This is a genomic window from Peptoclostridium litorale DSM 5388 (genome assembly GCF_900141635.1).
In the GTDB taxonomy this organism is placed as follows: Bacteria; Bacillota; Clostridia; order Peptostreptococcales; family Peptostreptococcaceae; genus Peptoclostridium; species Peptoclostridium litorale.
This window is the reverse complement of the sequence record NZ_FSRH01000003.1, coordinates 1-12,873: the sequence shown is the minus strand read 5'-3', so window position 1 is coordinate 12,873 and position 12,873 is coordinate 1. Positions and strand designations below refer to the sequence as shown.

General features: G+C 39.5%; 14 protein-coding genes and 1 other annotated feature. All 14 genes read right to left on the bottom strand.

Going from position 1 to position 12,873, the window contains the following annotated elements; all coding sequences use genetic code 11:
- Nucleotides 1-111: 111 nt before the first annotated feature.
- Nucleotides 112-669, bottom strand: a complete 558-nt coding sequence (gene efp, locus BUQ87_RS03285) for an elongation factor P (protein WP_038267734.1) — start codon at nt 667-669, stop codon at nt 112-114.
- Nucleotides 670-722: 53 nt separating this feature from the next.
- On the bottom strand, nt 723-1,244 hold the full coding sequence (locus BUQ87_RS03280; RefSeq protein WP_052636388.1) for a shikimate kinase: 522 nt from the start codon (nt 1,242-1,244) through the stop codon (nt 723-725).
- A 206-nt stretch (nt 1,245-1,450) separates the two neighbouring features.
- On the bottom strand, nt 1,451-3,244 hold the full coding sequence (locus BUQ87_RS03275) for a bifunctional diguanylate cyclase/phosphohydrolase (protein ID WP_052636385.1): 1,794 nt from the start codon (nt 3,242-3,244) through the stop codon (nt 1,451-1,453).
- 389 nt (nt 3,245-3,633) lie between these two features.
- Complete coding sequence (locus BUQ87_RS03270) at nt 3,634-4,134, bottom strand: PilW family protein (protein ID WP_038267733.1); 501 nt, start codon at nt 4,132-4,134, stop codon at nt 3,634-3,636.
- The gene (locus tag BUQ87_RS03265; RefSeq protein WP_038267731.1) at nt 4,121-4,576 is read right to left on the bottom strand and encodes a pilus assembly FimT family protein; all 456 of its coding nucleotides are present in this window, start codon (nt 4,574-4,576) and stop codon (nt 4,121-4,123) included. The genes BUQ87_RS03270 and BUQ87_RS03265 overlap by 14 nt, the downstream gene beginning before the upstream one ends.
- A 16-nt stretch (nt 4,577-4,592) precedes the next feature.
- The gene (locus BUQ87_RS03260; protein ID WP_038267729.1) at nt 4,593-5,738 is read right to left on the bottom strand and encodes a hypothetical protein; all 1,146 of its coding nucleotides are present in this window, start codon (nt 5,736-5,738) and stop codon (nt 4,593-4,595) included.
- Between the two features lies 1 nt (nt 5,739).
- Entirely contained in the window at nt 5,740-6,471 is a 732-nt protein-coding gene (locus BUQ87_RS03255; protein WP_038267728.1) for a type IV pilus modification PilV family protein, read from the bottom strand.
- A 12-nt stretch (nt 6,472-6,483) separates the two neighbouring features.
- Nucleotides 6,484-6,924: a hypothetical protein gene (locus BUQ87_RS03250; RefSeq protein WP_207647169.1), complete on the bottom strand. Its 441-nt coding sequence runs from the start codon at nt 6,922-6,924 to the stop codon at nt 6,484-6,486.
- Nucleotides 6,925-6,986: 62 nt separating this feature from the next.
- Nucleotides 6,987-7,535, bottom strand: a complete 549-nt coding sequence (locus tag BUQ87_RS03245) for a hypothetical protein (protein ID WP_038267723.1) — start codon at nt 7,533-7,535, stop codon at nt 6,987-6,989.
- On the bottom strand, nt 7,532-8,371 hold the full coding sequence (locus BUQ87_RS03240) for a hypothetical protein (RefSeq protein ID WP_038267720.1): 840 nt from the start codon (nt 8,369-8,371) through the stop codon (nt 7,532-7,534). Before BUQ87_RS03240 ends, BUQ87_RS03245 begins: the two co-directional genes overlap by 4 nt.
- Nucleotides 8,340-8,762, bottom strand: coding sequence for a prepilin-type N-terminal cleavage/methylation domain-containing protein (locus tag BUQ87_RS03235; RefSeq protein WP_038267718.1), 423 nt, complete (start codon nt 8,760-8,762; stop codon nt 8,340-8,342). The genes BUQ87_RS03240 and BUQ87_RS03235 overlap by 32 nt, the downstream gene beginning before the upstream one ends.
- A gap of 27 nt (nt 8,763-8,789) precedes the next feature.
- On the bottom strand, nt 8,790-9,977 hold the full coding sequence (locus BUQ87_RS03230; protein WP_038267715.1) for a type II secretion system F family protein: 1,188 nt from the start codon (nt 9,975-9,977) through the stop codon (nt 8,790-8,792).
- 15 nt (nt 9,978-9,992) lie between these two features.
- On the bottom strand, nt 9,993-11,234 hold the full coding sequence (locus BUQ87_RS03225) for a GspE/PulE family protein (RefSeq protein WP_207647168.1): 1,242 nt from the start codon (nt 11,232-11,234) through the stop codon (nt 9,993-9,995).
- A 216-nt stretch (nt 11,235-11,450) separates the two neighbouring features.
- The gene (locus tag BUQ87_RS03220; protein WP_038267713.1) at nt 11,451-11,972 is read right to left on the bottom strand and encodes a tryptophan transporter; all 522 of its coding nucleotides are present in this window, start codon (nt 11,970-11,972) and stop codon (nt 11,451-11,453) included.
- 73 nt (nt 11,973-12,045) lie between these two features.
- Nucleotides 12,046-12,307, bottom strand: a binding site (T-box leader).
- Between the last annotated feature and the right edge of the window lie 566 nt (nt 12,308-12,873).

Genomic DNA, 12,873 nt, shown 5'->3' with positions numbered 1-12,873 from the left:
TGCTCAATTTGAAAATTAAATCATATAAGAGACGACAGCTACGGGAATATTCATATACTTTGAAAAAAAACATAAAAAAACAGATGCCGCTTAAGGCATCCGTCTGAAATACTATGCTCTAGACAGGTATTCTCCTGATCTAGTGTCTATTTTTATCTTGTCTCCAACGTTTATGAACATAGGAACCTGAACTGTAGCTCCTGTTTCAACAGTTGCAGCCTTTGTAACGTTTGATGCAGTGTTTCCTTTTACTCCCGGCTCAGTTTCAGTCACTTCCAGCTCTACGAAGTTAGGTGCTTCAACCTGGAATGCAGCTCCCTCGTAGAATCTTATTACCACTACGTCGTTTTCCTTTATGTATCTAACAGCCTCTTCAACTTGCTCGTACTGAAGTGGTATCTGCTCATAAGTTTCACTGTCCATGAAGTAGTAAAGCTCTCCGTCGCTGTAAAGGTACTCCATTTCTTTTGTTTCTATGTTAGCCTTAGGGAACTTGTCACTCGGGTTGAAAGCTTCCTCTCTTGTAGCTCCAGTTTTAAGGTCTCTATACTTAGTTCTTACAAACGCAGCCCCTTTTCCTGGTTTAACGTGCTGAAAGTCAACAATTAGACATGGCTGACCGTCTTTTACAAATGTTACTCCTTTTCTAAAATCTCCTGCTGATATCATAGTATACCTCCATTTTATATAATGCTCTACTAAAAATTCACATTGTTATGATATCATATTTTACCCAAATTGAATAGTATTTCAAACACTATGTCTTCCACATTCTTGCCGTCGACGTCTACAATCACATGGGCGGCGTTTTTGTATTTAGGCGCTCTTTCAAAAAGCATATTGTCGACTTTGATCTCCTGCTCACCTTTTTTCATAAGGGGCCTTACATCTTCAGAGCGCCTTAAGTTTTCAAGTATTGTCTCCCTGTTTGCCCTAAGCCATACAACAGTGCTGTTTTTCCTAAGCATTTGCACGTTTTGAGACCTTAAGACAGCACCTCCTCCGGTGGACACCACCAGGCCTTCCATGGCACATACTTCTTCAACCGCAGTGCTTTCAGCGTCCCTGAAATAGCCTTCACCTTCGGTTTCAAACATGGATTTTATCGACCTGCCCTCTTTTTCCTCTATAAGCTCGTCAGTATCCACAAACCCGTATGAGAGCCTGTCTGCAAGCTCCTTTCCTATTGTGCTCTTGCCGCTTGCCATGAAACCTATTATGGATATGTTCTTTTTGTTTTCCAAATTATCGCCACCCCTTTAGGATCTGTTGAACAATGTCAGTTTTCAAATCCCGAATTTATATATTCAAAATTATCACACAATCACGGGTGATTGTCCAATGGAAAAAGGTGATTCCATATTTACAATTCGTTCTCTACTTCTACATGTAAATTAAAAAACTCCTATTTTTATAGATGCTTTTGGTAATGGTCATAAATTCACTCATATTAGTTTTCATCCATGTCAATCGGGGTTTTTAGCATTTCTATGAATACTTCCACAAGGCCGGGGTCAAACTGAGTGCCTGCATTTTTCACGAGTTCTTCTGTTGCTTTTTCCATATCCATCCCTTTCCTGTAAGGACGATTGCTTATCATTGCGTCATATGCATCAGCGATGGCTAAAATGCGACACTCCAGGGGTATTTCTTCTTGTTTCAACCCCAATGGGTAACCTTTGCCATTCCACCATTCATGGTGTTTTAAAATCAAGTCTGCCACATGAGCTAAATCCGGAACAGACAGTGCTATTCTGTGTCCGATTTCACTGTGGGCCTGCATATCTTTTCTCTCATCCGGTGTCAGTGGACCCGGCTTTAAAAGTATTCTATCTGGAATCCCCACTTTCCCTATATCATGGAACTGTGCTAGAAGCTTTAAATTGTTGACCGTTTCCTCTGGGAGGTTAAGCTTTTTCGCCATTGCTAAAACATATTGCTTCAGACGCTGCGCATGGTTTTCAGTGGCAAAGTCCCTGGCTTCCAGTGTTTTCATAAGGCCTTGAACAATAGAATTTCTAGCGCTTTGCCTGTGATTCAATTTTTCACGATACATATTGTTATCGGCTTCTCTGTATACATCGTTCATGCTTCGAGTTTCATCCGCTCTAACCGCGAAGCCTGTGGACATGCTGATGATGAGATTGTCATTTTCCCTGTTATACTGCGTTATTCTCTCAGTAAGTTCTTTCCTGTACTCTTTTACCATATCCTCATTGCAGCGGGGAAGTATTGCTGCAAATTCATCCCCTCCTATTCTAGCTATAAATCCTATGTGTTCAAATGTACTTTTGAGTATATTGCCCAATTCAACAAGCAGCCTGTCTCCCGTAGGATGGCCCATCGTATCATTGATGAACTTAAGCCCGTCCACATCGCATATCATCAAACCCACAGGTATACAGCACGACCTGTCAATCGATTCTATTTCTTCTTCGAAATAAGTTCTATTGCTCAAACCAGTCAGGTTATCGTGCTGACTATTGTACTTGAGCTTTAACTCCATTTTCTTTTTGAACGTTATATCACGTATTAAAAATGTTGTTTCGTCTTCGCCGCTGACAAACATCCTGGCTTCAAAATGAGTTTCCTCGCCATTTATGTCAAGTCTGTATTCATAAGATTGAATTTCCCTCGTGCTCCTTCCCTTTTCAATATGATGTGTTGTAGTAGCCGCTACCTCAGGCGGCAAAACATCTTTAATGTTTTTGCCTATAAACACTTCAGGCGAAGCATATAATTTATCGCTTTCGGCAGCAATGTAGTCTAAAAATACGCCTTCACCATTGACTCTGAACATTAGATCCGGTATTACATCAAAGAAAGCTTTGAGCCTGCCTTCGCTTTTTTTCAATTTAGCTTCGATTTTCCTACTTTCATTCAATTGCCGGTCCAGTTCATCATTATATACTGCAATTTTTTCATAGGCATACTTTAGTTTTTCATGTGTTTTTGATAGTTCCCGATAGCTTTCATCTAATCTTTTTTTCGCATTGTTTTTATTGCTCAATGCATTGCTCACCAATGCATATATGATTATCCCAGTCACTATGACGTACACCCAGCCCTTTAACATGCTCAGAATCATTATCGTCTCTTTGTCATCAATAAAAATTCCCATGGTTTTGTCAGAAAACAATATCCACATGCATCCAAAAATGATATATATGATTGCTATTCTCAACGACTCATTCTCAATAAATCTATTTTTCCGGATACGATTTCCAAATTTAAAATTTTCCATAATATTTATAGCCCCTTTCGTTACTTCATATACTCTTTCTGAAGTCTACACTCACTATCTGAATTAAGGCTACCGAATGTTCATTTTTTTATTGGTCCCGTCTGAATTTCCAAACATTTATAGACACTGCTTTGAAAAACAGACTGTATGACCGCTACAAATCATTTTATTTTCCATATATACCTTTTTAGGTACGTGCTTAACCTTTTCCATGCTTAATTTTCATCAGCACTTCTTTTTGTAATGATATTAATTGGTCAATTGCTGTTTTATTTATCAAATCCATACATATTTGTACAAAAAACCGCATTCAATCCAAAAGATCATGCGGTTTTTTGCGCCTGCAACGCGAAATGTGTAGTTAAGTTGTTGAATTTTTGACTGTTTGCTCAAACATTCCTGAAATATGCGGTAAAATCAACATCCATACCGCAGTTTTCCCTTTCAAGCCTAAACACCATTCTTATTCCCCTGCCGCCGTCCACTTTATAGGCCTTCATACTGCTCACATAATCTGCAAATTCATATCCCGGGCTGTAAAAATCGGTCCTGTAAAACAGTTTTTTCGTATCGCTGTTTATATATATCTCGCCCTCTATAGTCTCAAGTTTAAAACGTATCTTCTGAATTTCTCCCCCCTCAAATTCACTCCAGCCCTTGGCTCTTTCTCCCTCTGCCCTGACATTTATCACCTGAGAGCAAAGTTGCATTCTGGTTTCCACGAACTGCTGGAGTATTTGGGCGTTTTCCTGTATTTCAACATCCGACTCCCCCCTGTCGTAAATTCCCTTGAACATAATAAGCATCTCGAACATCACAGTCAAAAACACCGACATAACAGCTGCCGCCACTACGGTTTCAATAAGTATGAACCCTTTACTCCTCTTCATAAATACCTTCCTTTATGAGCACTCTTCCGCTGAACGGAACTATTGTAAGTATTGTATCCGTCCCGCTTCTGATATCATTTATCCTTATTGTCTCCCCTCTGCTGCTTAGAGCGCCTGTGCATGTAAATTTTATGACGCGCACAGAGTGGTATATGTCCGTGTCCCTCGGGAGAGCCACCCTCCGTACAACCTTTCCGTTTTCCATCAATATGTAAGCATTGCGCCCATCTTCCAATATCTCGTATTTTATAAGTGTTGTATAGTCAGAGCTCATGTTTTTCAGCCTGACGTATCTTATGTCGCTGCAGAGGCTTCTTGCAAAAGCTTCTATTTTCACTTCTCTTGAATCAAATCTGAATACGCATATTCCTGCCAAAGCAGCTACAATGAAGACTGCGCACAGGACCTCTATCAGCGCGAACCCCCTCGCTCTAATTTTCATTCAATCATCCCCATGATTATCGCCTTCTTGTCCACTGTCTTATATCTATAAAGCTTTCAACGTCAACATCTCCGTGTATTTTCGCCCTCCCCAGCTTTTCCACCGAAATTATGTAATCACTTGAATCCGATTTTGACATGTCGAATATATCTTCTAGTGAATTTAATACCATTATAGTTTCTACAATACTCCTGTTTCGTTTTAATGAAAAGCCGTCTTCGCATTCTATACCACCTAGTCCTATAAGCATCCCCTCAAAACACCCATTGCCCGCCTTTATTGCACCTCTTGTAATTATGACCCCCCTGCACATATGCTCTTCCATTTCAAAATCTTCCTCCCCGACATATACGACAGTCCCATCGCATTGGCTTGACATCTCCTTGTCCCATTTTATAAGGCCCTCGACTTCCTGCATTTCTGATTCCCCTGTCAAAACCGCTATGTCGCCTGCATTTGCAACATTCACAGGATTTGGTGATATCATGTCAAAATCCATAATCAAAGGCACACTTGCCTTGCTTTTTGAATAGTCCAAGTGGCCGCAGTCACTGTCAGGCACGACTATTCCCATTTCCACATCTATCCTTATGTCAGACGCCTTGTATTTTCTGCTTGAAGATATTTCAAACACTATCTCGTCTCCTTCATTTACGACCATGTCGTCTATTACATTTATTCTGGCTCCATCTATTTCTACAGCTTCTATTCCATTTACAAAGTCTCTCTTCTTTTCACCGCAAAAATATCTGGAATATTCACTTTTGAACATTTCATTTAACATCTCTTCTATTTTGTCTTTGTCTGTTCTGTAATCGATATGCCCGTACTGGTCTTTTGACGATTCAATATACAAGCTGTCTGACCCTTCAATCTCTTTTTGCATCTCGCTGCATATGAAATCGTCATACTCATCTTCCATGAACCTGTCCACTTCTATCCAGCCACTTTCAATCGCATTTTGTATTTCTTCCATGAGCTTTGACTTCACGCCCTCTATTGCCCCCTCGCATATATAGAAATTCTGCTTTGACTGGCGGCTTATTATTTTCAGCTTCGCATTGCTCATGGATATTGAAATAAGTGTGAGCCCCATTATCCATATCGACACTGTCACAAGCATAATTCCTATCATTATGAATCCATTTTTATCTTTTTTCAATTCAATACCTCACATTTCTGTAAGTTACAATTTCGGCCTCCAGATTTTCCTTGCAGTACACGCAAATACGTGCCCTTAAAAGCCTCGTCCCCGTTTTAAAATCACCCATATTTACCTGAATGCAGACATTTTGCCCCTCTATCGCAATCTCATTGAATCCCTCTGTTTGATTTTTGAAATGATATACGTCAATGTCTCGTCTAGAACTGTTTTTCACATGTATGCGTTCAATATCAGCACATCCCCTTTGCCATATTACAACAGCTCCTGCTTTTATCCCTTCAATGCCTATTCCGTATGGCTTCACCAGAATTTTTTCCGGCTCCTCAATTGTCACCTCCATGTTTTCTTGCACGGGCATTTCCAATCCATTAATCAAAACTGCATCATCACCTATTTCAATCAAAACATCTCTTTTGATTTCTTCAATGCATACATCCCTATTTGCAATGTTTTCTCTTTGAATTTCCAGTCCTACACTCACCCTGTAATCTCCTTCTTCACTTTCATAGCCTGAATACGTACTTATAAGCGCATCTTCCTCCATGTTAAGCATCTCTTCCGCATATCCTTGAGCTATATTGACCGCCTTCTGATTTTTGCCAGCCTTATTTATTGCATTCATGGCATTATAGTACGCGTCCATTAATGAAATCAGCACTAATGCAGCTATGCTTATTCCCATTATCACTTCTATTAGTACAAACCCCTTGCCATTTCTGGTGTTTTCCATCTCAATCACTCTCTAATCCGAATCAGAGTATATTTGTATCTCGATGCTGGAAAGCAGCTGTTCTCCCTGCTCTACTAGTATGTCTACATTGCCTATTGATATGAGACCCCGCGCCTGCTCAATCATCCTCAAAAGCTCAACTGTGCTTTCCCTGCTTCCTGAAACTGTAATTTTTATATCAGTGCATTCGATGTATTCATTGGATTTTTCAAGCCTTATTTCCTTGCATTCGTGCTTCTGACCTATCAGCTTGACTCCCGACTCCAAATATATCGTTTCCAGCATATTCAAAATTTCAGTCTCCTCATCCATGTATTCAAATGCCATGCATATATTCCTATACTCTTCATCTACATCCCGCGTCTCGGCCCCCCTTTCTTCCAGCCCACTTATTTTTTCGTCGATATCTTGTGCATGTCTATACTCTTCAATCGCAAGGCCCAGATCGTTCAAAAGATAATTTTCAGAATATAGAAAGATAAAATACAGGCACAGCGCATGGAGCAACAGCTTTTTCACATGTCGTCACCTCTTTCGCCCTTTTCAAATTCGCACTTAATCCTGAACGAATACACTTGTTCATCGGTTTCAAAGCTTGCTTTTAATATGTTTTCAACTTCAAAATCTAATTCAGATCCTTCTTCCAAGGCTTTTATAAACCCCGATATACTTCCATACCTTTTGCAATCACCCGATATCGCCATCTCATTTGAATCAATTGATATTTTGTCAACTCTTGCAAAATCGATTGATTTTCGAAATATTTCCTCTAATATTTCATATTCGCGCACATCACGCGATTGCCCCTTTATGTCTTCAAAATCTTCTATATATACTTTTCGAGAAACATATATTTCCCCAAACTCATAAAATTCATTTTCATATTTGGATTCGATTTGTCTGTTCTTATCGCTTTGGAATTCCAAATAAATGCATGCCGCCCTGTCTGATGCAATTATAAAAACACCCAAAAACATCATGATTATGAAAATTCTGTATTTCTTCAGTTTCCCAATGTTTTCTTTACGCCTGTACAGTCTGTTGAAGTCAATATACTCTTTCATAACAGCTCCCCGCTTAGCCTTTCAATCAAAGCCCTGTCTACATTAAACTTTCGAGACATTGTACCTGCATGAGAATCTTCCACTTCTTTTAGCTCCTCAAAGCCTGCGATATTCGTATATATTTTATGCTTTTCGCCGAATATACTCTTTAACCGCTTGATCTCCTGGCGTGCATCTTTTATTTGTAGTTCCTTAAACTCAGTCCCCTCCGCTTCTAATATCATCTCCATCACTGAAAATCCTCTGTCGTAAAGAAATGTACCGTGCTCAAATACACTAGAAATGCATGCCGCCTCGTTGAAAAGAATATGGGCGCCTGAATATACAGACGTTTTCAGTGCGCCCAACCCTTTCGATATCTGGTTGAAGGAATCCATACGCTTTTGCATTATTGCCAGCACAAGTACGTCAGTACAATCGCTTCGCTTTTTAATTTCAACCTCCTTAAAAATATAATTTCCAAGAGATATGTTGCTTTCCATAATACATTTATTTACTGCAGCCCTTTTTTGCATCCATCTAAATCTAAATTGCGGAATCTCTGTGCACCTTGCAATGCAAAAGCTTGAGTTGTCTATGAATATAATTTTATCCATGCCGACTCCCTTTCCCGCTGCGGCACTATAGCTGAGTATATCTGATATAAGATTTTCCTCGTCTATCGAATGAACTCCCATTCCCTTATGTCGTTTAATACTCATTTCACAAATCGACTCTACGCCTTCTTTGCAATCAATATAAGCCACTTGTGCTTTTTCGTCTTCAATCCACACCATGAGTTTCACTTTCGCACCTGCCCACGCTCTAATTTTGTTCCACTCCAGTACCTTTATCATCTTCGACTTCAATATTTGGATACAGCAGTTTTGCTTCTCCGCCCTTGCTTATTTCAACTTTAACCCTTCCATTATCGTCCACATCTATTTGCCAACTGTACCCTCTACTTTTAGGCGCTCCCACATCTTTTACATATCCTTCGCTTTCAATGGCTTTTATTATCTCATCCGTATCGCCGTCCACATCCTCATTTTCAATTGCATAAAGTTCTACCGCCTTTCCTATCGCAGAAGCTGATATTATATCAGCATCCAGCCTGCCTTTGGCGTTCATCCCCATAACATTTGGAATCACAACTGACATAAGCACTACCATCATTACTACAGCCGCCATGACTTCTATCAGAGAAAATCCCTTGTTGTTTTTCAAAATTTTCTTTAAAGCTTGCATAGACGTCCATCTCCTTTATTCTTTGTTCTAAACCATGTTGTTCAATGTGCCTATTATAGGCATTACCACAAAATACAGCATAGTCCCCATTACAATAGATACCGCAACTATGAGCAGAGGCCCCAGCACGCTTAAGGCTCTTTTCACGTTGGACTGCAAGGCCCGTTCATAGTATTTCGACATGTTCTCAAATACCTTGGGCAAACTTCCCGAATTCTCCCCTATGCTCACTATTGCCACAAGTTCTTCGGAGAATATGTCCGATTTAGCCATTCCACTCGAGAAACCTTCTCCGCGCTTTATGTTCTCCTCCATAATCTCCAGGGCCTTCAGGTATCCCTTCTCCTTGAAAATCCCCTTACATGCATCCACCCCCTCCAGTATGTTCATTCCTCCGCCCATGCTCATTCCCATAGTTTGTGAAAATGCCATTCCAACAAAGCTTTTATACACCTTCCTTGCCTGCGGAAATCTTAAAATCACTTTTTCCATCCATTCCCGCTTTATATTGCTTTTAACTATGCCCATGGCCGAAGCTGACAGGGCTGCCACCATTATTCCCAGCTTGACAATATGGCTTCTGGCATACACACTGCTCTTCAGTATAATGCTGCTCCAGCCTGTTACCTCTATTCCATTTAAGTATACGAGTTCAGAAAATCTGGGAAGTATTATTACATACATTGAAATGAACATTATTATGGAAAAAATCAAAACTATGATTGGATATAATGAAAGGTTTATTATCTCTTTTTTCATACAGTCTATATTGTTATAATAATGCGAAAGTTTTTCACATGAAAACTCAATGTTGCCGCTGTTTTCACCTGAATCCACTAGCTTTAAAGCCATGTCTGGAAATCTAACGTCAGACATTTCCATAGATTTCAAAAGCGTATCACCCCGGCTTACTCCCTCATGTAGAGGCTTTGCATATTTCGACAGTTTTTCCGATGCGTTTTCCATTATATTCAGTGCCTTGCAAAGTGGGATTCCTGCACGAAGAAGCATATGAAGCCGGTCAAAGAAGGCTCCAATTTCACCGGGATTTAAAGCACTGCCTTTTCGCGAAACTCCAATAATTTTGAACGCCAATAATACATACTTTAAGCTTTTTGATACGCTGCGCAGAGCCGATTCCTTGTCAGCTCCTGCAGCCAACTCAAATGATATCCGCCTTTTTTCATCTGTTCCCAATATGAAATAGGTATACATACACACACCACCAGACTATACCTTGTCATTTAAAAAAACTGCTATTTCGTCAAATGTGGTAATTCCGTTTCTTACGAGCCTTACTGAGTTCTCAAGTATTGTTTTCATTCCATTTTCCACTGCTATTCTTTTAATCTGCGCATCCGACTCCCCCCGGTTTATGCTATCCCTTATATTCGAGTCTATTGCCATTACCTCATACACTCCCACTCTTCCAAGATATCCGGTTCCAAAGCATTTTTCACATCCCTGCCCCCTTGTAAAAGCACAATCACAATGGTCTTCTATTCCAAAAAAAGTCAGCTCCTCATTCGGCAGTCTGTACTCTTGTTTGCAATTTTGGCATGCTTTTTTAACAAGCCTTTGCGCTACAACACATCTAAGTGAAGAAGCCACCATAAAAGGATGTATCCCCATTTCTACAAGTCTTGTCACTGCACTTGCTGAATCATTTGTATGAATGCTGCTCAATACAAGGTGCCCCGTCATAGCCGCCCTGGCGGCTATTTGCGCAGTTTCCGCATCCCTTATTTCTCCAACCATTATTATATCCGGATCACTGCGTATTATGGACCTGAGTCCCGTAGCAAAATCCAGTCCCTTGCTCTTGTTCACCTGTATCTGGGATGCGTTTTCAACTATGTATTCGACAGGGTCCTCTATTGTGAGTATATTCTTGTTTTCCGGATTCATGTGTTTAAGTATAGAGTATATGGTCGTCGTCTTTCCGGAACCTGTGGGCCCCGAGACCAATATCATTCCGCTGGATCCTCCTATGGACTTTTTTATACGTTCAAGTTCTGCAATGCTCATCCCCAGAGTCTCTATACTATACCCAAGGTTACTCTTGTCGAGTATCCTTATGACCGCCTTTTCTCCAAATATGGTCGGCACAGTTGCAGCTCTAAGGTCAAAACGCTTCCCCTTGTATTCAAACATGCATCTTCCATCTTGGGGGAGCCTGTTTTCCGCTATATCCATATCTGAAATAACCTTTAGCCTTGAAATTATGCTTGTTATCTTGTCAGCAGCTATATTTGATATGAGTCTCAAGGAACCATCTATACGAAATCTAAGCTCTACATGGTCTGACTTTGGATTTATATGTATGTCGCTGGCTCTTTTTTCTATCCCCTGCTCAATCAATTCATTCAGTACGTTTACTGCATACCCTTCCCCATATTCAAATATATTTTCGGAGAATTTTTCCAAGCAAGCATGCTCACGTGCATATTTAGTCCCATCCAACTCATCCACCTCGATTTTTCATTTAAAATATACATTCAAATTGAAATATTTCAGCACAAGTTTATATTACCCTTTTATTCAAATATTTAACATTATAGTTTTATATTTGCAATTGCAATTCTATTCCCAATACAAAATCCGCAAAAAGAAAGAATCCCGCTTGTTACAAGCGGGATTCTTTCTTTTTGCGGAACTATTGTTTTAATCCTGTATACATATTTAAGATTACTGTCTTGCAAGTGAGAAGTTGGACATCTTAAGAGCCATGTTTACCGCTCCATATACTGCAACTGTAACGAATATGTTTGTCACTGCCGTTGGAAGCACTATTCCTATGAAAAGTGCGCCAAATGGAGCTGGAAGACCTACTATTAAGAGTGCAGAGTACAGGAATACGCTTCCGCTTACTATCGTTCCCACGAATGCTATTATTCCCGCCGATATCTTGTTGAACTTTATCTTCTCGGCTATTTTGACCATTGCAAATACTACCATGCATGTAACGAGTTTGTCTATTATGTTTGGAAGCTGGCCTCCAGGGAAAGTAGTTGTAAGAGCTGTTATTATTCCGCCTAGAAGCGCTGTAAGCACTGCATTTTTGAATTCGCTGTTTATGAATATGGATACGAATATGACAGAAAGCATTATGTCAAATTTCATGCTGCCTAGTGCTCCCGGTACAAGTTGATGAAGTATGAATCCTATCGCTAGTAAAAGTGCCGTCAGTATGTTTTTCTTTAAATTCATGTAAATCCCTCCGTTTTTTATTTTACAGATTTTTACACTAGAATTAAATAAAAAATGGCCTATCATCCCTACATAATGGGACGAAAAGCCATGAGCTATCGCGGTGCCACCCAATTTTAGATAATAAAAATTATCTATCCTCAGCAGATACAGAGATAAATCTCGATATCCTGTCCCTATAACGGGAGACTACCCGGCCAAGAATACTTTCTTCAATAAGAGTTCATCCGGCTTCTCACAGGTCCATTCATTAGACTTCCTACAATCGGCTCACACCAAACCCGACTCGCTAAGTATAGAAAATTCCAACTACTCTTCCTGTTCACAGAATTTAAATCTAGTGGTTATTTAGTTAATATTAATGTTATCAGATTAAAAATACCCTGTCAACAGATTATATTTCTTATATGTATTTTTTAACTTGCCTGGCACTTTTTCTGGCAATACTGTTCACATCTTTCGTTTTATTCTGGCAAATGCGTTATATTAGCAGAAAGTCATAATGCTTTTTCTCTATATCTCTTTTACATATCTATTCCCGCTTGAACATATTCACCTTTTGACTTAAACTAGAGATGAGCATAATTAGGTAAAATAAAGAGTTTGTTGAAATAGACAATCGTATAGTTCAAATCTTTTGAAGAAAAAATTGTCTATTCAATGAAAATGTATATTATTGCTGATAAAAAATGTTTTTAGGCGCACTTAAATAAGCTTTGTGAAAAAATGTGATTATTATGCAGGCTCTTTCATAAGTTTTGAAAGAGATTTTGTAAATTTAACACAGCTTTCATCCTTAGCATTTTTGACAGCAGCCAAAGCGGTTGAAAGCATGCAAATATGACCTATTGTATTCAAGTTTGAAATTGAATTTATGTTCCTGACTGAAGGCTTTTCAAGG